Consider the following 24,381-nt stretch of genomic DNA (forward strand, 5'->3'; position numbering starts at 1 on the left):
TGTTATATTGATAATACAATAGACCTAAGATATGTTATTTAAATGTAAATTGGACTGACATATGTCACTTTTTTTGGCTAAAAATCAGACGAAAACACATAAAGATCAAAAAATATGTAAAAAAAAACCAGTTAATAACTGGCTTTAATATTTCGTTAATTAAAATGCTTTATTCAACAGCGAGTGAATCCTTTACACATTGAATCATTGCACGCTCTAATATAAATTCTTTCGCTTTAACTGGATCAGCAGCCGTGTCCATAAACATTTTTTGACGTTTAGCTTGCTCTTCAGGATCAGTAGATTCCATCAGTTTCTTATTGGCAATGGTATGGTTTTGCACAAATTGAACGGCTAAATCTTTGCGTTGACGATCATAGTGGGCAAACTTTGCTTCATAATCTGCACCATTTTGAATAATGTCTGTTAATTTTTCAGCTAAGTTAAACGCATCATGTAAACCGCCATTCATACCCATACCGCCTAACGGATTGTTAATATGACAAGCATCACCAGCAAGCACTACACGGCCTTTGTAATAGGTTTCAGCAACACGTTGATGTACGTTGTATAACGTACGATGGCCTATGTCATAATCACCTTCTTTTTTATAAAGGTGTTGTAGACGGTCTTGAATGAATTCATCAGTTAAGTATTTATCTAAATCGGTTTCATTCGGGTCTGTTGGCCAAAGTACACGCCAAATTTTCTCCGTACGTAATATCACACACCACTCATCAGGATCTGATACGTAGTTAACATAAGAAAGATTATCGAAGGCATCTTCAAATGGGAACGTGGTACTAGCAACCAAGAATTTCTCATTATAAGTAAAACCGCCGTAGTTAATTTCTGCCGCTTTTCGAACATTACTCGAGGCGCCATCACAGCCTAGTAAAAATGCGCCATTAATGCTGATTTCACCATTAGGTGTGTTAACAATTGCGGTAACGCCATCATTGTCTTGTTCAAAATCAGCAACTTCATGCTCAAATAACACTTCAACGTTGTCATAGTTTTTAAGGTGTTCACCAATAATGTGCGTTAACTCATACTGCTCTAACTGCAAACGAAATGGAAAACGAGTTTCATCACTGATCAAATTCATATCAAACTCAGCAACTTCGTTAGTTTTACGATCGCGATATTGATATCTATCTACAACTAAACCTTTCTCAATCATTTCATCAGCAAGCCCTAATCCATCTAACATTTCCATTGATGGCGGGTGAAACGTCGACGCTCTTAAATCGATTGGTAAACTGCTATGTTTTTCAAGTAGTACGACAGGAATATTTTGCTTTGCCAAATACAATGCGAGAACCGAACCTGCCGGGCCTGCACCTGAAATGATTACTGTGTTATTTGTTTTAGCCATAATAATACTGCTCCTTATGGTAATTTTTATATTTTGTGTAGTTGGGAAATAATGTCTGCACAGCCAGTAACATCGGCATATTTTGCATTCATATCAAATAGGTTTGCTTTGTGGGCGTCTTGATTACGATCGCCAACCGCCTCTTCTGCTACAACAACTCGGAAGTTATGTTGTAAGCCATCAACTACAGTTGCGCGCACACAACCACTTGTAGTTAAACCAGTGACCACTATTGAGTCAGCTTGGGCCGCGATTAGCTGCTGAGCTAAGTCGGTTTTAAAAAAACTACTCGCCCATTGCTTTTCAATAACAGCTTCGTTCTCTAGCGGTGTTAATCTTGAATCAATTTTTACCCAGTGCGAACCTGGAGTTAACACATCAAGCGCATTGATTTTATCTCTAAAAACACGTGCTTGAGATTCATTATGAAAAACCACAGTAGTAAAAAATACCGGTAACCCTTTGGCGCGAAAGGCGGCTAATAATTGTTGGTTGTGTACCACCACAGATTCACACTCTGCCCCCAAAGGGCAAGCTGGATCAGTAAAGCCATTGATCATATCAACCAATATCAATGCTGGTCGTTGACCAAATCCTAATTTGTTTTTCTGTAAGTCCATGAATTTATCTCAAAAAGTTTATTATTATATTGGCAACTTGTTGCGGATGAGTTTCACAAACATAAGTTGTGGTATCGCCAATTTCGACCTTGGTTCCCATTTTTAAAAGCGCTAAGCTATCATCAATATAAGGTTGTAAAACATCACGGTCACCGGCAAAAACTAGCGTTTTGCATTGTATTTTTCTTAATGCTGCTGCTGCATCAAAATTTGCTACTGCCTTATAGGCCGCTTGATAGTGTTCACCCATTTGTATTGCTAAGCAGGTTTCTCTTTGTGCTATAGCTATATCTACATCACTGTCTTTACCGCGCATTTTTTGCCAAATATTAGCGATATACTCTCCGCCCTCATCGGGCTCAGGCAATGCCACTTTGGCTGGCAATGCAGCGCACAAGTCTGCTGGCATTAACGTTGGACCTGACATGATTAAACGTTCACATAAATATGGATAATTCGAAGCGATATATTTAGCAACGGCAGCACCGGTATGATGGCCAAAAATAGCGGCTTGGTTCTCGCTAATATTGACACCAATATGCTGCAAACATTGCACCACGCTATCACCATATAAATCGATACTATGTGCACCTAAATTGATGCCATCACTTTGGCCGAAACCAATAAAGTCAGGAGCAATGCAGTAAAAGTGTTCGGTTAAAAATGGCATGATAATACGGTACATCTCAGCGCAGCTTGGCGCTTGATGAAGTAAAACCAATACAGGTTTTGACTTATCGCCAGCAGTTAAATAATGCACTTGGCCAAAATCAGTGTTTGCATAGCCTTTATTGATGTTAGATTGCTCGCTCATAATAGTACCTATTTACAAACTCTCATTTACTTCAATACTTACCCACTTAACATCGGTAAATTCTTCCGTTGAATAGGCTCCGCCGCTGCGTCCAACACCCGACAACTTACTACCGCCAATAGGTGCTAATGCATTACTTTGGAATGAGTGCATACCAACATGTACCGAACCGGCATCAATACCGCGCACTGCGGTCATTGCCCAGTTCATATTTTTAGTCAGTACACTTGCCGATAAACCAAATTTTGAATCGTTAGCAATATCAATCGCTTGCTCTAATGAATCGGCTTTAACCACATTGGTTAATGGCCCAAACGATTCTTCTGTCCAAGCACTGCATGTATTAGGTGAATCAACAAGCACTGTTGGTTGATAAATCAAACCAGATTTAACACTACCACCAGTTAAAATCGTTGCCCCTGCAGCTACGGCACTGTCGACATGCTGCTGAATTTTTTCAACTGCATTGCGATTAATAAGCGGGCCATAAATGGTATTGTCATCACGTAAATCACCTACTTGCAAACTTTCAGCTTCGGCTTTTAATGCCTCAATGAAGTCTTGATAAATATCGCTGTGTACTATCACTCTAGAATTGGCCATACAAATTTGACCACCGTGAGTAAATATCCCTTGGGCAACAATTGCCGCCGCCTTTTTAGGGTCAACATCTGGCAATACTAATGCCGCGCTTTTTCCGCCAAGCTCAAGTTGTGCTTTAACCATGCGTTTCATTGCCACACCGCCAATGTGTTGTCCTGTTTGGGTTGAACCAGTTAACGCAATACAGTCAATATCTTGATGCTCAACAAGAGGCGCACCACATTCCAAACCAAAGCCAGTTACAACATGAATTACTTCACTTGGTACGCCAGCTTCGACTAACATTTTGGCAAATTCTAGGGCAATAACCGGTGTTTCTTCAGACGGTTTGATAACCACTGAGTTTCCGGCAGCTAGAGGAAAGGCCACCATTTTGGTTAATAGCGCCAGTGGTGCGTTATAAGGTGAAACCACCGCAACTACGCCTAATGGATGGCGCAATACCATAGAAATTCTATCGGGATTATCATTTGGAAAGGTATCGCCATATAAACGACGAGCTTCTCCGGCCGCTGTTCTTAATAAATCAACGGTATATAAAATTTCAAAACGCGCTTTGCTAATTGCCGAGCCACTTTCATCAATAAGAATATCAAGTAGTCTCGCCATGCCTTGCTGTTCAATTAAATCGGCCGCTTTTAACAGTGCCGCTTCACGTACTTTGGGCGCTGCTTTTGACCAAGTTTTATAACCGCTTTTGGCGATATTGATTGCCTGTTCAACATCTGCTGAATTCGCCTGTGCAACTTTCGCATAAAGTTGTTCATTACTTGGGTTAAGTACATCAAAATAGTTACCACTTGCAGGGGCAACATCTTGACCATTTATAAATAAATTATAAGGATTCATTACGCCTCTCCAATAACACGTGTGCCGCGGAAAAACTCAAAGGTTTCAACAGTCCCTTCATCACCAACTCCAGATTTACCCCACGCTGAACGAGGTAAGTCAGGTCGTAATGAAAACAGCGTTACTTTGTTAATTTTAACCGTTCCTGCTCGTAACTTTTTAGCCACCTGCCAGGCGTGATCTTGTTCGCCAAATACATAAGCCGCTAGACCATAATCAGTTTGATTAGCTAAAAAAATTGCCTCATCATCGGTATCAAAAATATGCACAGTTGCAACCGGGCCAAACACTTCTTCTAGCGTTTGCTCGCCTTTTAAACCGTCAACCAAAGTTGGTACGTGGTACCACCCGGCCAAGTCAGGCAAATCAGCTAATTCGATGATATTTGCACCAAGCTCTTTATACTCGTTAACGCGTTGTTGCACATGTTTTAAGTGACCTTGATGAACTAAAGGCCCCATATTGGTTTTTTTATCTAAGGCATTGCCTAAAGTGATATCGGCAAATTTTTCTTTAACCTTGTTTAGCAATTCGTTTTTAACCGATGATGCGATAACAAGTCGGCCAAGCGCGCGACACCATTGAGCATTCATCGTAGTTAAACCCGCAACAATACTAGTGGCGGCATTATCTAAATCAGCATCGGCTAATACAACTAATGCATTATTACCACCAAGCTCTAATTGCGCCGATTTTATTTGTTCACCGCAAACACGGCCAACACCTGCGCCACCCATGGCACCACCGGTAAACGATACCGCTTGTGTGCGTTTATCAGTAACAACTTTACCACCTACATGGCTACCACCCAGTACCATTTGGAACGTACCCTTTGGTAATTTTGCATCGACAATTGCTTCACTAATAAATTGTGCTGAGCCTGCTGCCCATTCAGATGGTTTAAAAATAACCGGACAACCAGCAGCTAAAGCACTGGCTAACTTATGACACGCGATACCTGATGGAGCATTCCACGGGGCAATTATTGCAGCAACACCTAATGGCAGGCGCTCCATAATTATATTGCCATTAGCACCGTTAAATTCTTGTTGTTCGGGTAATTCACGTAACAATTTTGCTGCGCCAATAAATGCCAATGAACAAACTTTGGCAAATTGCTCTGTTAGCGCTAATACAACACCTGTTTGTACCGCATCCGCAAGGGCTATTTGCTCACTTTTAGCTTGCATGAACTCTGCAATTTTATCTAAATAGTCGGCGCGAAGTTGATAGCTCAATTCGGACCAATTGCCGCTGGCAAAACATTGCTGAGCACATGCTAAGGCTTGCTCTACTTGCTTGTCAGACGCAGCCATTTGTTGGCACAATTGCTCGCCAGTACTAGCATTATATAAATGGTTCGGTAACGTTTCAGCGGCATCACACCACTGATCATTTATATATAATTGTTGTATGGGAAGTTGATAACTCACAATTCAAATCCTTTGCTCTTTCGGTTTATCGGCTTAGCCTTTTACACCAAACTGATTTTGTTCAGCGCCTTCTACTTCCATTTGAGCAGCCATTAATCGACCACGCTCAGCAGGGAAAGCTTGAACTAATGCCATTGCCATATCTCGAAGACCGCGAGAACTTGGGTTTGAGAAACCAGTACCTGACGTTCCCGTACATTTCAATGCATTTACCGCAACTTTAAAGCCATATTCAGACACTTGGCCTTTACATAAACGCCAGCGTTTAACGACTTCTGCTTTAGGTAAAATTTCTTGTTCACTACTTTCTAGCTCTAATTGACGACGTAACCACAGCATTGCCGTTTCTACATCACACATCATTTCACCAATTAATTGTTGATGCATTGGCGAGCTGGCGATTGATTTTCCTGAATCGCCAAATTTCGCTTTAGTTAATGTGTCTAATGTAGTGTTATAAATTGACCAAGCTTGGCCAAGATAAACAGCAATACCTGCAAGTTGGTTACCTACAAAGCTGCCGCGACTCATTTGCATACAACGCACAAATGCACTCGGTACGGCTAACGCATCTTCTTCGCTAACAAAAACGTCTTCTAAAATAAGACCATGAGTGGCAGTACCACGCATGCCAAGGGCATCCCATTTTTGGCGTTGCGAAACACCTTTAGCATCACGGCCGACAAAGAAGGTTGCTAAACCACTTGCATCTTCATAGCCGTCAAGACTTGCTGTAACTAAATATTGATCAGCAACCCCTGTTGCACAACCAAATGATTTAACACCATTAATTAAGTAACCGCCTTCAACCTTAGTCGCTTTAGTGCTAATAGTAATCGCCGCTTTTTCAGACTTAACCGCTTCTGAAGCAAAGTTTGCTAACCATTTAGCATCTTTACCCATAGTATTAAGAATTTTTTCAGCGAATGCTTTTACTTGTGGCGCTTCTTCGTCAGTAAACAAACCATGTTCAATTGCTTCTAACGCTAACAAACCTCGAGATGCCGATGAACAGTGAAAGAAATACGTTAATGCTGTTGATGGGCATACACTACCAATAGCAAATGTCGCTGCAGCTAAATCACGTAGACCACCACCTAATCCACCGTATTCCTTTGGAATAATTAGGCCTAAAAGACCAGCATCTGACAACGTTTTTATGTGGTTTACTTCAAACTCACCAGATTGATCAACCCCTGCTGATGCTGCTTTTATTGTTTCTAATACTGAGTCTACTTTACTGGCACGATCACGCTCTTCACTATTCATGCCTTCAACAAAGTGTTCACCGGTATATTTCATTGTTATTTCCTTTACATTATTCTGTTCATGTTTGACTCAGTTATCACTAAGACTTGTTAGCTTTCGCCTTTAAGCATGCTACGTAATTGACTTACCGCGTCTTCACCAATTAAGCCCTGGATTCGATTCCATACTGGGTCGATTTCAGGATCGAAAATAGCAGCACGATTGGCCTTATCTCTGGCAACTAATTCTTCTTCACTAATCGGTGACGTTACGCCATTGGTATGTAAGTCATACCAATGATTTAAGTAGCCATCTAAATGCGGTGTTAATTGTGCAAACCCGGCTTCATCAGCGCGATGCACTAGCATCCAAGGTGACATTATGGCGCGTTGTCTCGGGGATATATGTGCCTTAGTGATACCTTCAATAGCTTCAGCTGCATCAAACTTTTCAGTTAACGGATGAAAAACTTCATTCATATAACCAATATGTTGCGCAAGATCTACACGAGGAGTCATATCTAAATGGAATGCGAAATGCTCGCCTGCTTTTACCGAATCAAGGGTAAAATGAGGGATAGCACTGGTTTTTGGCGTAAAGCCGTACAACATATGCGAATCGAGCATCATTGCTGGCACTACGATTGAACAAGTGATTAATCGGTCAAGGCCACCGCCTTCAAATACTCGAACGCTACCAACTTCACCTTGTGCCATTGGTGCATGACTAATTAGCGTCATGAATGGACCACCATTTTCATCATGAACTTCGGTCATGCCGAAATGATTTACGATATTTTGTACTGTATCTTCAGATAGTTGTGCTGGTAATGATAATTGTGACATTACGATTTCCCTTTAATTCTTATTATTGAGTCAGCATTGCAGACATTAGCTGCCATGGACGATTGTTTATTAGGTGTGTACGATGCGACACGACTTTATTTGCTGCTGCTTGCGGATGAATTTCAGCAATCAACACTTTATTTTCACTACTAAAAACTTCACATTGGCTTAAAAGGCCATCAAATTCACGTTCAACCCACGGGGTCATTATGGTGAAGTCCTTTTGTAAACTACAAATTAAACTGTCTTGTGACTTATGACTTGCGGCAACAATATTTACACGGTTTTCTGAGGCTCGTTCAATTAAACCGGTAATTGTCTGCCAACGCTCCTGACAATTTAGTGGTGCCAAAACAATTTCTGCACCTTGCATAGCAATTAAACGGTAGCTTTCAGGATAAATGGCATCATCTTCAACGGTAACAGCCATTACGCCATAAGCACTTTGAAAAGTACTAAACTCTGCGCTTAACACTGACCAATTAAAGCGCTCACTAAAGTGAACTTGTCCTTGACGATGCGCAATGCCATTTTCACTTATAATCACGCCTTGATGTTGGTATTGCTCATTATCAAGCTTAGCGACAATACTAGTACCAATATACAAACCTGGTACACAAGCAGTAGTTAACTGAGCGACTACTTGTTCACTTTGCTTGGCCATAATTGCAGGTGTATCAGCATCGATACCACAGAGTTCAGGTAAAGTAATGATTTTCACCTGTTCTTTAGATAATTGGCTTATTTGTGCAATCGCGTCGGCTAGATCAATAGTTGAAATTGTTGCAGCTTTAACATCTATAGCGCCAGCAAACTCAGGCAATGGTTGCGATTCTGGGTTTTCACCAAATGATTGATACAGTTCTGGGCGACGAGACTTGTAAATGTCTGTGCCATCCGGGCGAGATTTAGAGCCTGCTTGATCTGGGTCGATATCAGCCCAAATAACTTCTTCGCCTTTACCAGCTATTGCTAGCACAGTACCGTCGGGAGCAACAATTTGAGAGTCGCCTGCGCCATGTAAAAATTCTGCAGGGATATTAATTGCAGCAGAGATTGGCTCTAATACCGCTTCAGGAATTAGCGGTCCGACTTTATTTGCTGCAACAATAAATACTTTGTTTTCTGCGGCTCGCACCGGAATATGCAAGGTGCCTTCATCAATAGCGAATGAATTTAAGCTATTACATAATATTTGTGCACCTCGTAATGATAAGCAGCGCGGTGTTTCATTGATAACACCATCCATGCAAGAGTACATTGCTAGCTTACCAATTTTAGTGTCAACGATAGGTCCTGGCTGTTGGGCGATTTCAAGAAAGTCATTTTCATGACCAATCAGTACTTGTTTATCATTTTCACCAATCAACTCACCTTCTGGTGAAAATAGTAGACTAGTACCAGTGGCAATATCGTTACCACGTTTAACTGTTGAGTTGATCACAATATAAGCATTCGCTGCTTTGGCGGCTGCAGCAATTTGCTGAGCAAAGTCACCATCAATATCAATAGAAACATCATAGCAATGAGCTTTATCGTCATACCAAGAATTGTGATTGGCGAATTCAGGTAACACGATTAAATCTGGCGAGCATTTAGCCGCCTCTTTAATCATGCGAATACTAGTCAACAGGTTGGCTTGCACATCGTTAGTAACTTGATACTGTGCAGCAGCGACTCTAATCATGGAAATCCTCTTCTTTAAAAACAGTGCCTTTTTTATTCTTTTGGCTACCTGTAATAACTAATTATTTAACTAGATAAAAATAATCTATTGACTTAAAGTAATAACATTATAACTTTTAGTCAATGTTTACTATTGACTAAAATGACAAATGTACTATCAATATAACATTTTGTGATCCAACATAGATGTATAGCGTAGTTAATAACTACCAAACGAGTAATAATAACAATAACAAAGGTTTTGCCATGTATCAGTACTCTATTGAATTAGCATTATTTGATTTTATTCCAGTCATGCTATCGGCTTTAGGCCTATATTTTGTCGTGAAAATAATTAATGCTAACAACGATGAATACCAAACATTAACGAAAGTAGCGGCATTAATGATTGTTTTTGGCGGTGTATCAAAAGCTACTTGGAAACTATTGATTGCCAGCGCAGACCTAAACTTTATGTGGTTAAACAATAACTTGTTTATTTTTATGGCACCAGGTTTTGCCTTTTTAACATTTTGTTTATATGCCGCAAGAAAGCGTTACAACCAACAATCAATTAAAGCAACAGCTTGGCGCTGCCCAGCTACTATTGTCGCTATTTTTGCAATCATCTCTCTAACTTTAGCAATAACGTATCCAGATAAAAAATTATGGTTTTTCGCACTTTTAGGCTTACTTACGTTAAGTAATTTGGTGTTTATTTGGCATGCTATTCGACACAGTTGGCAGGTAAAGGTGCGCAGTTCTGCACTGCTTTATTTATTAAACATTATTGGTATATTTACCCTATCAGGAATTGCCAGAATGAACGACCAACGCGAAGCAATTCAATGGGTTGCTGAATTTACTAATACCGCCACACAGGGTGCGTTTGCACTCGCAGGATATCTGTTGTGGAAAAAAACGCGAAGCAGTATTACAGCTGCTAAGTAATCATCTATAAGGTTTTATTATGTCTCAAACAGCAAAAAAATATCTTGGCATTTATATAAATGCAGGAGTAAACAGTTGGAATATGAGTAGTTTTTATCTTACTTGTATTGCCACCATTTTACTTGCTACTTTTATTAACGCCTTCCAGCCTTATTTATTTACTGAAATAATGCATATTCCCAAAAGTGAACATGGCTCAATTACAGGGCAATTAAACTTTTGGGGTGAAATGGCAATTATCGCCACAGTAGGTGTTTGGGGTGCAGTTTCTGACAAAATTGGTCGTAGAACAGTACTCTGTTTAGGTTTTTTAATTGTTGCTTTAGCAATTTATTTATACCCAAGAGCCACTAGTATTGAAGATCTTTATCTTTACCGAGTAATTTACGGTGTTGGTATTGCTGCCGCCACTTGTATGATTGTTACTTTAGTTGCTGATTACGCAAAAGATGAAAGTCGTGGCAAGGCTGCTGGTTTGCAAGGAGTGTGTAATGGTGTTGGTGCTGTTATTGCCTTATTCGTTATATTGCGTTTACCACAAGTGTTTCAAAATGGCGGGGCGAGCAGCGTTGAAGCTGGCTTAACCACATACAATATTGCGGCCATCATTTCAGTGCTAGTTGCCATTGCAGCTTGGTTTGGCTTAAAGGCTCATGTAAAGCATAAAGATCACGGCAATGAAAACATTGGCAAGAAAATAGTTAATGGTATTAGAGCGGCAAAAGATCCTGGTATAGCATTAGCCTATGGCGCTTCGTTTGTATCGCGAGCAAACCTAACCATTGTTGGTGCATTTATGACGCTTTGGCTATCAAATTATGGTACATCTGAAGTAGGGATGACCAGTGCTGAGGCTTTAAAAAGAGCTGGTGTTATAGTTGCTATTGCCCAAGGTTGTGCACTATTAGCCGCGCCATTTTTCGGCATATTAACCGATAAAATAAATCGTGTATCGGCATTGTTAATCGCATTATTTATTTCATTTATCGGCTACTGCAGCACTTATTTTATTACTGACCCTTTTGGCGGTGCGATGATAATTGTTGTGGTAATTATTGGCATAAGTGAAATTGGTGGAATAATTACCTCAGGTGTACTTATTGCTCAACAAACTCCTACAGAAAACCGCGGTGCCGTTATTGGAATTTTCAATTTAAGTGGTGCTATCGGTATTTTGGTTTCAAGTATTGTTGGTGGTTATCTATTTGACCATTGGCATAACTCAGGTCCATTTGTTTTCGTTGGCTTATGTGCACTTATTGTATTTGTTTGGGGCTTGGTTGTTGCCAAAAAAGTCGTGCCATTAAATTTCAAAAAAGTAACCCCAACCAAACAATCAGTATTTGCTGACGCTAATTAGTAGATGATTGATCTCTATTACTTTCCAACGCCAAATGCTAAAAAAATTAGTATTGCGTTGGAAGAACTCAATTTAGATTACCGCATTATTAAAATCGATATACTTGCACGGGAACAATTTAGTTCTCAGTTTTTAGAAATTAGCCCTAACAATAAAATTCCTGCAATTGTCGATCACATGGTAAAGCCAGAGATATCACTTTTTGAAAGCGGAGCAATTTTACTATACCTTGCCGAGAAAACAGGGAAGCTTTGCCCATTAGAACCGCAGCAAAAATGGCAAGTTCAACAATGGTTATTTTGGCAAATAGCAGGGTTTGGTCCAATGGCTGGGCAATCAAATCACTTTAATCATTACGCCCGCGAACAAGTGCCATATGCTCAGCAGCGTTATCGACAAGAACTCACACGGTTATATACCGTGCTTGATAAACAACTTGCAGGTAACGCTTATATTTGCGAAGAATACAGCATTGCCGATATTGCTTGTTACCCTTGGGTTGAACAAGCGGATAGAGGTGGTATAGATATTAATCAATTTAGCAACGTAAAAAGCTGGTTTGAACGCATATCGACAAGGCCTGCGGTGATCAAAGGAATGGCCGTAAGTAATGAGTTAACACCAGACCAAACGCTAGATAATAAAGCGTTTGATAGCTTATTTAAGAATGAGCCGGTGAATAGCTAATCACCGGCCTGCTGAGCAAGCAACTTAAATATTGAGCGTTTTTTAAGCTCCTTCAATATCAGTAAATAAATCGCGTTTTTTAAAGCCTGCAGTTAAAAATCGTACAAACGCTTTTCCGCCAGTTAACCAAGCAACTTTAGCACCTGATTTGTTCGCGGCTAATACGCCCTCAACTAACCATGGCGTTACCGTTTCAACCTTATCACCTAAGATATTGAAGATCTTCTTAGCTTTAGCCCAAGCTTCACTCGAGGTATCGTAATCACCAATGAGAAGTTCAGTAACAACAATGCCCGGACTAAGTGTATTAACTTGAACTGCACTACCCTTAACTTCCTTTTGCAGTGACTTGTTTAAATAGGTTACTGCTCGCTTAGTTGCACCATAGGCCGCCATGCCAGGCTGTGTTGCATCATTAGACCCAAAGCCTTCCATATTCCACAGTTGGCCATTACCTTGGGCAAACATCCCTTTAAGCGCGACATGGCTTGCTAGAACTACACCAGCTAGATTGGTATTAATAATTGCCGATAATGCGGCACTGTCTTGTTCAGCAAGTGGCATACGTTGAATGCTCATACCGGCATTATTGATCCAAATATCTATGGTGGTAAACGCATCAACACCATGTTGCCATAATGCTGATAATTGCTCGACATTAGTAACATCGCAAGCGATGCCGGTAACGTTTTCTGCGCCATATTTTTGCCCAAGATCAGCAACAACATTTGCTACTTGTTCTGCTTGGCGAGCAGAAATCACCACTTTACAACCACGCTCTAGAAAGTTTTCTGCCAAGCCTCGGCCAATACCTCGAGTACTACCGGTAATTACCACTGATTTCATCATTTCACCCTATTAAATCTTGTCTGCAAAAGCATTTAAGTGTTATTGTTATATCTTTAGTACAAATACAATAACATTTATCGAGTTAGGATCAAGATGTCGAGACAAAAATTTCTTCCCGGAACAGTTGGCCATACCTTAATGCAAATGCGTGGTATTTGGCACGACTCAATTGAATGCTTCGAATTAGATGGCACACCACTTGACGATGACACCACTGCGGGTAGCGGCACACCTGGATCTTCACCATTTGATAACTTAGTTTATGTAGATTTTGACGGTAAATTCTTAAAGCTCACTAACGTGCATTTTCGTGGCCGTGAAGCAACAGCCAAGACGTTCACCGGCGAACTAAAAGATGGCGTTTTAGTGTTTGACCCACTTGGCGATGGTGCTTATGAAAATATAGGTATGAGCGGTGGTCCGGGTATTTTAACCTTTAATGCTCGTAAGCTTAGTAAAGCGACTGATGTTTATATGGAACCAGATTTCATTATTTTAACTGGCACAGGACAACGGGTAAGACACACAGTACTTTACCGTGACGGAATAGCTACTCGTACATTAACAGCACATGGGATACGTTTATCGCCAAGCTGCGATAAACGCCACGAATTAGACCCTAGGGGCATTGATGGTCCAGTGCATGAAAAGCCGTTTAAAGCCTCAATTTGGCAACATTTAGTTGAATAAGTTTTTGTTAAACTTATAACTAAAGATCTAGAAAAAATATACCGTCATCCCCGAGGAGCTCAAGCGACATCGGGGACCTCCTGAAGTGTATTGTGGATAGAAAAATCGTCTTCCTGAACTTGTTTCAGGATCTGTTTTGGTATTGCAGTGACCGGCTGAAAAGTGCCAATCTCAGACGGTCAGTTTAGTTGATAGGCTTCAACTTTAACTTTAACTTAAAGTGAACATTTTAAAAAACAAATAAGCAACAAGAATGAAGTTGAGGGTTAGTAAGACTTTAATGTGACTATGCTGAATATCTCTCCAGTTGATGGGGTTATATAAAAACTCGAAAATAACCCACACATCTTTGGAGTTACTAGAGAAAATCCTACCTTTAATAAATTTTCCATAAGCACTTTCAGAGCATTGCTTTAGCCTTAGCTTAATTGTGATTTGTAGAATTACGGATACAACTCCCCAAAACATAAGATACGGTAAACCTAGTATTGTAGGAACTTCCATTTATATTTCCCTTTTGGTATTGAAGGCAACGACCGCTTGTCATCACAGCCATTCGTTATTAATAAATTAAGCTATATACAATAACCGTTCAACAGCAATTGATATGTTAGTATCTAGCTATAAGCCGATCCAGCTATAGTGGTGGCATTAATAAAATAGGTAAAATGACCATTGCTGGTAAGAATACAATTAAAGTTGTAACTAATATGCGTCTCATAGCGGCACTTAGTGACGTCAATTCACGGTCATTCAGCGTAGTCCATTCTTTTTTGAATAAATAACGCATAAATAAAAGGTTGTTAGATAGAGTGTTATTTTTAAATAAGTGAGGGCATCCCATATCCTGAAATTTTTCAGGATGATTTTGTTCAATTAAATCAAACAATTTAGTTACAAGAAAAAACCAAATTAGAACAACAATCGCCATCGCACAAAAAAACATAAAAAATATAACTTCCACACTGATTCCTTTCTATATTAAACCTTATTTACTTACGGCTTTATTTTACCAATTTACTTAAAAATGCGATTATAAATTAATTGATGGCGTCTGCAAATCGCTCTTTAAAGTCATTATGATGATGTGTTTCTACTTGCAACTCTAATTAAGAGTACCAAAGAGAGAGCACCAATAGGGTAAAACCAATTATACAGCCCTCCATAAAAATAGCTTTGAAACGCTTCACACATAGCAATGGTAAATGCTACATAAAAGCTAAAAACAATATCACTTTTAAAATTTCCATTATCATTGATAGATAACGTTTTTAAGTGGATAAGGCTCGCTGCTTTTTCTATTTTTAATGCATAAAATAATACAAATACATAGCTAAGCACAAATACAAGAGATAGAAAGTTATTTCCTGTAAAGTCTTCTATATAAAAGGACATTAGAAAGAGTGAAAATGCAACCCCTGTATAAAATTGTCCTTTAGCTGAATACCCCTGCCATTTTCCTTTTTTAGCTAAACCTTTTAAATGACAAAATGCATTAAAAAAGATAAACAATATTACTAAAAGTATAAATAATTTATAGGCGTCCATTACTTAAATCCATTTGTTGGGTGTCTCTTAATCGCTCTTAGTAGATTAGCAACTTTTAGTATTGAGTCTATTTAATGTATGTTGATTTGTTATTAATTATTTATCTAATAACAGATATATGGAGGGTGTGAGCTTTTATTGAGTTTTCTTACCAAGTTATTTGAGCCATCAACGTCCGTTGCTCGCTCTTAAGAGACATTAACCATTTAAGATAGTTAACGTCAAATTTATGCCAAAATGGAAATGGCTAATGTCGATTAGATTAAAAAAAATCTTATCAGTATATATACAAAAATAGCAAAGTTGACTATGAGTAGAGCTTTAACTTTTTTAGATGCCAACCCATTCCAGTTTTTAGGGTTGTAGTAAAAACCAAGTGTTTTTAACATGTGCTCTTTATTGTTCTTATGAAACGCCCCATCAAAAAACTTATCATGCACAATACCGTCATGATTTTTGATTTGATAATAGATATATGCCTGCAACAAAACAGAAATTATACATAAGATTAAGATATGGTATTGCATAGTTTCAAATAATCCCTTACCCATGTTTGCTGTTATTGGTTTTCAGATAATTCAACGGCTGCTGCTCTCTCATAAGAGACCGTAATATTTTCAAAAGTTTACGTCAATTTTTTTTATATTTCAGGATAACTACACCGAGCAATAAAACTCCAATAGAAATTGATACTGGGAGAATAAAGGGTCCCCACGTCGCTCCATGGTTTCCTGAAATTGGCCACAAACTAAGACTTAACGTAAAAAACGCACCTACAACAATAAATATAATTCCAATAATTTTTTGAAGCATGCCTATTTTCTATTTTTGGTTACCACCAATGATGGTCTGTTAATCGCTCATCGGAGCCGTTCGTTTTCAATAACTTACGTTAAATAATACAGCCATGCAAATTTTGCTAATAGCGGTCTGTTAGCTACTTATAATATCTTGGGGTTAGCACCATAGTCTCTTATTAGCTGTACTGTGTGCCAACATTTTTATATTTGTAATAAACATAAGTAGCATATAGCGCAGGAACAATAGCAATAAATTTTAATTGCATAATTGAAGGTACGGTAATTAACCACAAATACCCAATTAAAATAGATCTGTATTTACTTGTAGTTTCAATTTTTAATAATCCAATAAAAGCAACTATATATAAAAGCAATACAATAAATAAACGGTGGTATATATGTTTATACTCTGGTGTAGCTAACATTTTATAGTTTTCAATTATTGTTAAATCTTCAGGAATATTTGACAATAAAATCGTTGCTATAAAAACAACTTGCCCCACCACAGCCAAGAAATAAATAACTGATACAAATTTATTAGGGTTTGATTCAAAGAATTGCTTAAGTTGCATAAAAACACTCTCTCCATAGAAATGCAGACTTTATATTCAAAGGCTAATGTCGCCTAATCGCTTTTAGTAGAATAACCACTTTTAGCTTCGAGTCTATTGAATGTATGTTGATTTGTTATTAATTATTTATCTAATAACAGATATATAAAGGATGTGAGCTTTTATTGAGTTCTCTGCAAAGTTATTTGGGTCATCCAACGGCTGTTTATCGCTCTTAGGAGACCTTAACCTTTTCAGATAGTTAACGTCAAATCTGTGTCATTTTCAGCCGCTCAAATTTTAATTTGTTAGTGATTCTCTCTACGCAATACTAAGGTAAAGATTATGATAAACATGACAGCAAAACCTAATGGAAAATACATGGTTTCAAGTCCTACTTTAGACAACATTTGTTGAGTTTCTTCAAGCTTATCATCTGTAGATTTGACTTGTTCATACTGACTAATATCATCATCACTTGGGATATATTTTATAAACTGGTTAGAATCGTTACGATATTCTACTGAAACCCCATAATGCCTATATATCTGTTGAGCTCCAATAGTTCTAACTTTCAGTTCTTCATGAACAGACATTTTTAATAGTTGAGTTGTTATTTTGTTATTTGTGGCTATGCCAGTGCCAGGGAGGTTATTGGCGAGTGTAATGCCAACATTTCCAACAACAGGCATTACCAACATAAATAAGCTTAGCAACAAAAACAGTGGTGACGTTTTTTTACTTTTTTTATCACGAGAAATTAATGATGTAGCAAATCCAAATGGTAATAAAACAGCTAAAACCAAATATGATGTATATTGGATATAGCAAGTACCGAAAACTTCAGGTACAAGCTGCTTTCCGAAATAAGAAACTAAAAATATTAATGCACAAACATTCAATAATTTCGATGTGCTTTTGTATGATGGGGTAATAGAAAACAATCCCAAATCCTTTTGCTTAACTTTAATTTTTACGACTGTCGCCTAATCGCTCAAAGCAGCCTTTGAGCCTTTGGTTACATTACGTTATATTACTGAGGCACTCAAGTACCGTTGCAACCTACTTTTTAGAAAATAAACGACTAAAGAAGCCTGGTTTTTGTTCACCATCTTCACTACCAAAGTTCATATATTTACGCGTGCCTGCTTTATCCATTTGCTCGTTAACCACAGCAAGACTAACTCGTTTATGGTTATTTTCTTCGGCAAAATCTTCCACATTACCTACTGCAAAACCACGGACAAATTTTGGCGCTTTGCAAATTAATTGCATCGCATCTTCATCCCAATCCATGCTTGTTTTTAAACCGTATTTTTTTGCTAAAGCAACGTTATCTTCAACTTTGCTCTCGCTTATTTCTGAAGCTTTTTCACGAGCCTGAGCGCGTTCTTCTTTCGCCCGTTTTTTTGCCCAGTATTCTGAGTGTTCAGGTTTTGTTGCTTCAAAAATTCCTTTCACATCTGGGCGAGCGCCAAGAATATCAATTAAGTTATCTGCGTATTCAATAGGGATAATGACAAACAGTTCTTCAGGCTTGAGTTTATTAGCCATACGCCCGCCCATATCACCAGGCGTCATCACCACATTATTTTCAAACCAAGGAGTAGCAAATACATCAGTACAAAATGAATTACCGGCAGCGGTGCTTGGCATTACACCATCTTTTACCGAGCGTGCAGCAGCGATTAATGCGGCTTCTTTCGGGGTGCAAACAACAACAATCCATTTAATATCCATTCCTTTTGGAACATCATTTAATGGTGCGGCACCTATGCCTTTAACCAATCCAGAAGGCAACCGAAAGTCACCACTATTAACCGCTTTTGCCGCCTCTGGTTCATAAGAGGGAATAAACTTATAAAGTATTTCACCAGTGCGCATCAATTCATTGCCTTCATCAAGACCCATCAAATAAGTACCATGAGAACAATCATTAAAGGTGCGATCAAAGTAAACTCGCTTACCATCATCCATTGCATGTTTTAAAATGCCGCAAGGTTCAACTTTTACACCTTCATAGTTTTCTGGAATGACATCTTCAAAAAAGGTCACCGCAACAGCGTTGCCTCGTATTTTGCCCTTTAATACATCACAGATGCCCTGAATATTAGCCATGATTTATCCTTATATCTAATTTATTGTTTTTGTTTTTATTTGTTTAAATTTACTGATTGCTGCTCTTCGTCACTTACATAACCACCACAGCGAGGGAGACCAAAAAATATCGAAGGTACGCGTCGAGCTGACAAAGTTTTATCCTTACTCCAAGGCGCAGGCATTCGCATATGTATGGTGCACCCCACTAATGCTACTGTTTGCAAGGCTATGAATATTACTTGGTTTTCATACACTGCAAAAAAGATCAAACAAAGTGTGACATTAGGAATGTGAGTTAACGGCACTTTCATTTTGATAGATTTGGGTGTGTCGTGTTCTGGCGATATATAAATATCCCAATACAAATCCATTAATAGTGCTTGCCAAACACTGATGCAAATATATGCAAAAATCCATAATTGCCAGCTCGCCCATTCGGGGCCAATTAATACGCCAAGATACCAAAATGATAAAAACATTTGGCCAAAAGCCGTGCCCCAAATCAAACCAAAAACCAACTGTGGTAGGAGATCAAGCTTACGACCAAATTGCATGGTGTTTTTCGCCCAAATCCCCCAATAAGCAAATATAATAAACGCAAACAAGCCAATTACACAGGCAACCCAAACAGGATCGTTTAATTGTTCTTCTGTATATAATGGTGAGTTAGCAATGGCCTCCATAGTACCAGTGGCCCAGGAAACTAAATAAAAAAAACAAAAAAATATGCCCGCACGCAGCCATGCAGCCATTGGAATAAACTCAGAAATTTCTAGTTCTTTGCTTTTTTTGCTGGTGTATTTACTGATATATACCAGCAAAAATAAAACCATAAGTACTGCCGCACTTAAAGCCACCGTGTCTACAATAGTCATCAACTTACTCGCTTAACTCATTATTATTTATATACAATCTAGGTCTAATTTTTGCTCATTTAAGATTGCATGTTTATTATGTGGCAACAATGTCTTAAGTCAATTTTATAGTTTTTATGAATTTGATAGGTTTTACTTATACCGTATAGTTTTATAATGATTCTCCATAAATAATGTCGTTATGAACTTAGATTTAAAACAATTAAGATATTTTTCAGCTGTCGTTGAACACAACAGCTTTCGAAAAGCTGCCGACAGTTTATTTATTTCACAGCCTGCCTTAAGTTTAGCAATTAAAGAGTTAGAACGAAGACTTGGCGTTGCGCTATTAGAAAGAGGTGCTGGAAAAATAATTGCCACCGAATACGGTAAAGTATTATTAAAGGGCAGTGTCGAAATAAAAGGGTGCGTACAACAAACGCTTGATGAATTGGATCACATTCGTGGCATTCATTCAGGGCAGGTAAATTTTGGTATATCGCCAGTAGTCGCAACTAGCGAACTTGGTACCATTTTAGGCAAGTTTGTGATCAAATACCCTAATATTAATATTTTAACCGATCACAGTCTTTACCATTGGTCGGTACAAAAACTATTACAAGGTGAGTTAGACTTTTTTATTAGTGAAGTTCCTCCCTATGGCGAAGATAAAAACGTTATTTGTCATCATTTATTTGATATGCATTATGGCTTTATCTGCGGCGTAGAACACTCCTTAGCCAACAAAACAGTGGAGCTGGCTGAAGCAATGCAATATCGCCTCGCGTATGGCAAAGATTGGGCGGCAGAAGTTCAAGGTTGGGCACAAAGCTTTGCCAAAAACGGTCTACAGCAACCGGAGTCATATTTGAATGTTTCTACATCAGAATTTTATGTAAATTTGTTGGCGCATAGTCAAGTAATTGCTCTTACTCCATTGACCAGATACATCAAAGAACGAATCGAAAACAATGAGCTTGCGCAAATTCATATCAAACATACAATTTGGCATACTACAGCCGCTTTAGTTTGCCGCAAGAATCAGCGATTTAGTCCTGCAGCTGAACTGTTATGTGAGGAAGTAAAGCAACAAGTTCCACAACTATTCAAAGTTTAAAACACCGTCATATAATAGAAGAAGTTCGCAATAGGTTGTTTAGATAAACTTTTCGCTATAGCTACCATTTAAATTTAAAGTTTTCATTTGTTTACTTCAAAACTATACTCATTATTTGTTGGTATTTGATTATTAACGTAATCGGCTAACACTTTAGTTGCTTTTTTTGCTTCACCTTGAGAAACCAAGCGCAACGCTTCTACTTGAGCTGCCTCTTGTTCAACAACATAACGATAAAAGTCTTTATCTTCTTCAGGCGCTAGATTCTCCATTTCTTTTAACCCCTCAAGGTACTTCACGGTAGAAGTATATAATGTATTAAGCATGTATTCTGGAAATAAATTAGACATTAAACGAAGGCTACTCGTTTTTACTGAAGTAAAAAATGTTGGTTGCATATCTAAGCCAAATTTATCTGCATATGGTTTATATAAACGCTGATTAATCACTTCCAAATCATAATATACACGCCAAAATGCTTCAATGTCATTATCTCCCCATGATGTTGAAGATCTCTCAGTATACATCAGAGCAAATGCTCTGTTTTGAACTTCACCTTCGTAAAGTTCTAAAAAACGCTTTTCTTTCGAGTCAGTCATGCTACATCCCGTAATACCTATAATTATAGTCAGTATTAAAGTTAAATTTTTGTAAAACATACATGTCCTTTTTTATAAGTACGTTTAGATTAAACTTTACTAGGATTAGCCGTATTTCTTAAAGCCACTACAAAGTGACTCTTATCATGAGTCACTGATGGCTTACTTTATATTAAGAACTACTAAATCAGGCAAGAACCTTCATGCCAAGGGCTTTGATATTCATAACCCAAGGATGGTGATACTCTTCAAAACCGGTAATCTTTGGTGGTGGAAAGCTCTGATCTGCGAAAGTGCCGATTTTGACACCAATACGAGAATTATCTGTATCTGCCGTGTAGTAAACTGTCGATGCGCATTCAGGGCAGAAATAGTATGTAGCGCCTTGATCGGCACAAGTTCGATAAGAAACTGGCTTATCTCCAGGAAACTTCCATGTAGAAGATTTACCTTTAATTGTTATCTCTTCACGGGGAAATCTCGCTTGCACGCTAAAAGCACTACCTGATTGTTTTTGACATAAGTAGCAATGACATAAGGAAACACGTTCAGGGTCAGGACCTACATGCGTTACAGTTAGCTGCCCACAATTACATGAAGCTGTACGCGTTTTTATTGATGTATCACGAGTTTCTTCCTTAGTAGGAGAAACTCCGGCTCTGACATTAGCAGCTATTAATACCGAGCCTAAGAGAGAAGCTCCTCCAGCCAATAGAGTTCGTCGAGTAAGTTTTTTTGTCATTGAAAATTACCTTTTATCTTAATGATAACTTAAGCTCTCAATGCTTTAATCTCAGTGAGGTATTAGTGACCAATACTGTAGATTAGCTCTGTTAAAAGTATCACTAACATATTAAAAATTGATAGTTCACATTACCATGATTAAGTATAGTATAAGTATTGTGAATTTAGACATTTATATTGGTCAAGGATTGAACGACCGTTGATTCGTCTTACCCTATTTTCGTGGACACACTACAATTGTTGTAGAGACTAAAACCCCTTGGGTTAGTATTTACTTTCTTTCGTAAAATTTATTTTTAAATATATCATCCGGAATACTATAAGTACCGCCTATTTGAGTAGGCTTTAAATCTGGGTGTCCAGAGTAGATATTGTTTAATATATTACAAACAGGCCCCATCACTTCACCAGCCTGAAGCCTGTACTTATGGAACTCTTCTTCTGAGTATTTATCTTGAACGAATGCTGTACTCTGATCCATTAATGCATTTATTTGTAGCATTAAGATTGATAGTTTTTGAGCATCATCGTTAGTCATAATTTTTCCTGTACATATTGCAGTTTAGTATCTCTGAAGGGGGCCCTGAGTGTAAGCGACTTCCTATCCCTCTGAAAGTTAAAATAAATCAACCACTTACTCATATCCATCCTATTGATATTTACTTGCATGTCAAAGGCAAAAAAAGAGCTAGAAAGATATCTTTCTAGCTCTTTTAAACACCTGGCCTTTAGTAAGCTGGGGTTAAGGCAAGTTAAACAACAAAACTATCTTTCGAATTTGCTGATTCCGTTGTTAAATTATCAACGTCTTTTTCAAATTCATTTTTAGCAGTCGCTTTTTTAATTGGTGCAACGGTTGGCATTTTTTCAAATACCCAACCGTCACCGTTTGCTTCGGCTTCACGTCGGCCAGGAGATGCAACGGTTAACACTTGCTTACCTTTGTGTTTATCACGCTCATCCATGTCTATTTGCCAACCTTTTTCTTCAACCAGTTTACGACGTGCCATACGGAATGTACTCATAAACTTATCAGACTTAACCGACACTTCATTAGCTAAAGTTTCAGGTAAGTAATACGGTTGTGTTGCTTCAACAATTTCAGCATCTTCGAGTAAAATTGTTTTCAATCGCTTAACTGAACCTTTATCAAAGATATCTTGTTTGAAGAATGATCTAAACTGCCATGCAAACGTTTTAGTTGTGTGTTCATCTATCGGCGTATTGGCATCAAACATAACAATTTGCCACCCTTCTCGTAAGTCGATTTGAATACGCACAATCATACCAGGCAAGTGCCACTCAGGGTGAACGCGAGTTTCTTGCTTATCCTTGCGGATAAAGTTACGCCAGCCTAAAAAGCCACCTTTTAATTGTGGGGGAAACATTACGTTAGTAGAGCGAGCCCACCATTCATGCTTTTCCACTTCGTCAATATAGTTGTCTTCAGCCGTACTTGGGTAACCAAATACTGGGTGAACAAATGATGCGTGAGCAATATCAATACCGTTTTCAACAACGCGGGAAGCTTCTGCCTTCCAAACGAAATCAGTTTTTAAAGCCTTCCATTTTGGATTGTCATATTCTGCTAATGGTGGGATTGGGTAACGTTCTTCTTCAGGAAGGTCGCCCATAAATACCCAAATCATACCGTAATGTTCTTCTACAGGGTAAGCATCAACTTTGAAACGATCTGGTACTTTAAATTCAGGACCTTCTGATGGAATTTTTTTACATTTTCCAGCGCCATCATATTCCCAACCATGGTAAGGACATACAACGCAGTCACGTTTTTCATTAACCCAACCACCAGCTAGCGAGCCACCGCGATGTAAACATACATCCGCCATAGCTTTAACTTTACCTTCTAAATCTCTAAACAAAACGAGATTCTGTCCCAATAGTTTTGCTTTTACTGGTTTATCTTTTACTGCTTCTGACCATTCGGCCACATACCATAGATTTGTAATCATTTATTGAAACTCCAACATTCGGTCACTTATTATTTTCATTATTGTTATAAGTTCGACCTAAAGAATAAGATCACTTGCGTTGAAAAAAAAGCTATAAAAAAGA

24 protein-coding genes are annotated in these 24,381 nt (G+C 38.4%); 5 read left to right on the top strand and 19 right to left on the bottom strand.

Going from position 1 to position 24,381, the window contains the following annotated elements; translation table 11 throughout:
- Positions 1-169: 169 nt before the first annotated feature.
- From RGQ13_RS19070 to RGQ13_RS19105, 8 genes are read right to left on the bottom strand one after another with little or no spacing between them, the layout of a single operon-like run.
- On the bottom strand, positions 170-1,378 hold the full coding sequence (locus RGQ13_RS19070) for an FAD-dependent oxidoreductase (protein WP_348391318.1): 1,209 nt from the start codon (positions 1,376-1,378) through the stop codon (positions 170-172).
- Between the two features lie 26 nt (positions 1,379-1,404).
- Positions 1,405-1,998: an isochorismatase family protein gene (locus RGQ13_RS19075; RefSeq protein ID WP_348391319.1), complete on the bottom strand. Its 594-nt coding sequence runs from the start codon at positions 1,996-1,998 to the stop codon at positions 1,405-1,407.
- A 4-nt stretch (positions 1,999-2,002) separates the two neighbouring features.
- Positions 2,003-2,812 (bottom strand): alpha/beta fold hydrolase, encoded by an 810-nt coding sequence (locus RGQ13_RS19080; RefSeq protein ID WP_348391320.1) that lies wholly within the window; start codon positions 2,810-2,812, stop codon positions 2,003-2,005.
- A 12-nt stretch (positions 2,813-2,824) separates the two neighbouring features.
- A complete protein-coding gene (locus RGQ13_RS19085; protein WP_348391321.1) occupies positions 2,825-4,264 on the bottom strand; it encodes an aldehyde dehydrogenase family protein in 1,440 nt (479 codons plus the stop codon).
- On the bottom strand, positions 4,264-5,697 hold the full coding sequence (locus tag RGQ13_RS19090) for an aldehyde dehydrogenase family protein (protein ID WP_348391322.1): 1,434 nt from the start codon (positions 5,695-5,697) through the stop codon (positions 4,264-4,266). The genes RGQ13_RS19085 and RGQ13_RS19090 overlap by 1 nt, the downstream gene beginning before the upstream one ends.
- 33 nt (positions 5,698-5,730) lie before the next feature.
- Positions 5,731-6,999, bottom strand: a complete 1,269-nt coding sequence (locus RGQ13_RS19095) for an acyl-CoA dehydrogenase family protein (RefSeq protein ID WP_348391323.1) — start codon at positions 6,997-6,999, stop codon at positions 5,731-5,733.
- Positions 7,000-7,055: 56 nt separating this feature from the next.
- Entirely contained in the window at positions 7,056-7,790 is a 735-nt protein-coding gene (locus tag RGQ13_RS19100) for a hypothetical protein (protein WP_348391324.1), read from the bottom strand.
- Positions 7,791-7,812: 22 nt separating this feature from the next.
- Positions 7,813-9,477 (bottom strand): nitrilase-related carbon-nitrogen hydrolase, encoded by a 1,665-nt coding sequence (locus RGQ13_RS19105; RefSeq protein ID WP_348391325.1) that lies wholly within the window; start codon positions 9,475-9,477, stop codon positions 7,813-7,815.
- A gap of 245 nt (positions 9,478-9,722) precedes the next feature.
- Here RGQ13_RS19105 and RGQ13_RS19110 point away from each other — a divergent pair, with 245 nt between their 5' ends.
- From RGQ13_RS19110 to RGQ13_RS19120, 3 genes are read left to right on the top strand one after another with little or no spacing between them, the layout of a single operon-like run.
- Positions 9,723-10,406: a hypothetical protein gene (locus RGQ13_RS19110; RefSeq protein ID WP_348391326.1), complete on the top strand. Its 684-nt coding sequence runs from the start codon at positions 9,723-9,725 to the stop codon at positions 10,404-10,406.
- A gap of 19 nt (positions 10,407-10,425) precedes the next feature.
- On the top strand, positions 10,426-11,766 hold the full coding sequence (locus tag RGQ13_RS19115; protein ID WP_348391327.1) for an MFS transporter: 1,341 nt from the start codon (positions 10,426-10,428) through the stop codon (positions 11,764-11,766).
- Positions 11,767-11,769: 3 nt separating this feature from the next.
- The gene (locus tag RGQ13_RS19120; protein WP_348391328.1) at positions 11,770-12,453 is read left to right on the top strand and encodes a glutathione S-transferase N-terminal domain-containing protein; all 684 of its coding nucleotides are present in this window, start codon (positions 11,770-11,772) and stop codon (positions 12,451-12,453) included.
- A 42-nt stretch (positions 12,454-12,495) separates the two neighbouring features.
- Here the strand turns inward: RGQ13_RS19120 and RGQ13_RS19125 are convergent, their stop codons facing one another.
- On the bottom strand, positions 12,496-13,299 hold the full coding sequence (locus RGQ13_RS19125) for an SDR family NAD(P)-dependent oxidoreductase (RefSeq protein ID WP_348391329.1): 804 nt from the start codon (positions 13,297-13,299) through the stop codon (positions 12,496-12,498).
- 96 nt (positions 13,300-13,395) lie between these two features.
- Here RGQ13_RS19125 and RGQ13_RS19130 point away from each other — a divergent pair, with 96 nt between their 5' ends.
- Positions 13,396-13,992, top strand: coding sequence for a hypothetical protein (locus tag RGQ13_RS19130; RefSeq protein ID WP_348391330.1), 597 nt, complete (start codon positions 13,396-13,398; stop codon positions 13,990-13,992).
- A gap of 637 nt (positions 13,993-14,629) precedes the next feature.
- Here RGQ13_RS19130 and RGQ13_RS19135 read toward each other — a convergent pair.
- The 6 genes from RGQ13_RS19135 to RGQ13_RS19160 form a co-directional block, all read right to left on the bottom strand.
- Entirely contained in the window at positions 14,630-14,956 is a 327-nt protein-coding gene (locus RGQ13_RS19135) for a hypothetical protein (protein ID WP_348391331.1), read from the bottom strand.
- Between the two features lie 113 nt (positions 14,957-15,069).
- On the bottom strand, positions 15,070-15,540 hold the full coding sequence (locus tag RGQ13_RS19140; RefSeq protein ID WP_348391332.1) for a hypothetical protein: 471 nt from the start codon (positions 15,538-15,540) through the stop codon (positions 15,070-15,072).
- 976 nt (positions 15,541-16,516) lie between these two features.
- Positions 16,517-16,912: a hypothetical protein gene (locus RGQ13_RS19145; RefSeq protein WP_348391333.1), complete on the bottom strand. Its 396-nt coding sequence runs from the start codon at positions 16,910-16,912 to the stop codon at positions 16,517-16,519.
- Between the two features lie 287 nt (positions 16,913-17,199).
- The gene (locus tag RGQ13_RS19150; protein ID WP_348391334.1) at positions 17,200-17,835 is read right to left on the bottom strand and encodes a hypothetical protein; all 636 of its coding nucleotides are present in this window, start codon (positions 17,833-17,835) and stop codon (positions 17,200-17,202) included.
- A gap of 118 nt (positions 17,836-17,953) precedes the next feature.
- Entirely contained in the window at positions 17,954-19,009 is a 1,056-nt protein-coding gene (locus tag RGQ13_RS19155; protein WP_348391335.1) for a DUF169 domain-containing protein, read from the bottom strand.
- Positions 19,010-19,044: 35 nt separating this feature from the next.
- Positions 19,045-19,866 carry a hypothetical protein gene (locus RGQ13_RS19160; protein WP_348391336.1) on the bottom strand — a complete coding sequence of 274 codons (822 nt, stop codon included), beginning with the start codon at positions 19,864-19,866 and terminating at the stop codon, positions 19,045-19,047.
- A gap of 181 nt (positions 19,867-20,047) precedes the next feature.
- Between RGQ13_RS19160 and RGQ13_RS19165 the strand changes: the two genes are divergently transcribed.
- Positions 20,048-20,962 (top strand): LysR family transcriptional regulator, encoded by a 915-nt coding sequence (locus RGQ13_RS19165; protein ID WP_348391337.1) that lies wholly within the window; start codon positions 20,048-20,050, stop codon positions 20,960-20,962.
- An 83-nt stretch (positions 20,963-21,045) separates the two neighbouring features.
- On the opposite strand, the gene RGQ13_RS19170 is transcribed toward RGQ13_RS19165, so the two are convergent.
- The 4 genes from RGQ13_RS19170 to RGQ13_RS19185 form a co-directional block, all read right to left on the bottom strand.
- On the bottom strand, positions 21,046-21,561 hold the full coding sequence (locus RGQ13_RS19170) for a hypothetical protein (RefSeq protein WP_348391338.1): 516 nt from the start codon (positions 21,559-21,561) through the stop codon (positions 21,046-21,048).
- A gap of 187 nt (positions 21,562-21,748) precedes the next feature.
- Entirely contained in the window at positions 21,749-22,303 is a 555-nt protein-coding gene (locus RGQ13_RS19175) for a GFA family protein (RefSeq protein WP_348391339.1), read from the bottom strand.
- 273 nt (positions 22,304-22,576) lie between these two features.
- Positions 22,577-22,843 (bottom strand): hypothetical protein, encoded by a 267-nt coding sequence (locus RGQ13_RS19180; protein WP_348391340.1) that lies wholly within the window; start codon positions 22,841-22,843, stop codon positions 22,577-22,579.
- A 214-nt stretch (positions 22,844-23,057) separates the two neighbouring features.
- Entirely contained in the window at positions 23,058-24,278 is a 1,221-nt protein-coding gene (locus RGQ13_RS19185; RefSeq protein ID WP_348391341.1) for an aromatic ring-hydroxylating dioxygenase subunit alpha, read from the bottom strand.
- Positions 24,279-24,381 lie beyond the last annotated feature (103 nt).

This window comes from Thalassotalea psychrophila (genome assembly GCF_031583595.1).
GTDB classification, from domain to species: Bacteria; Pseudomonadota; Gammaproteobacteria; order Enterobacterales; family Alteromonadaceae; genus Thalassotalea_A; species Thalassotalea_A psychrophila.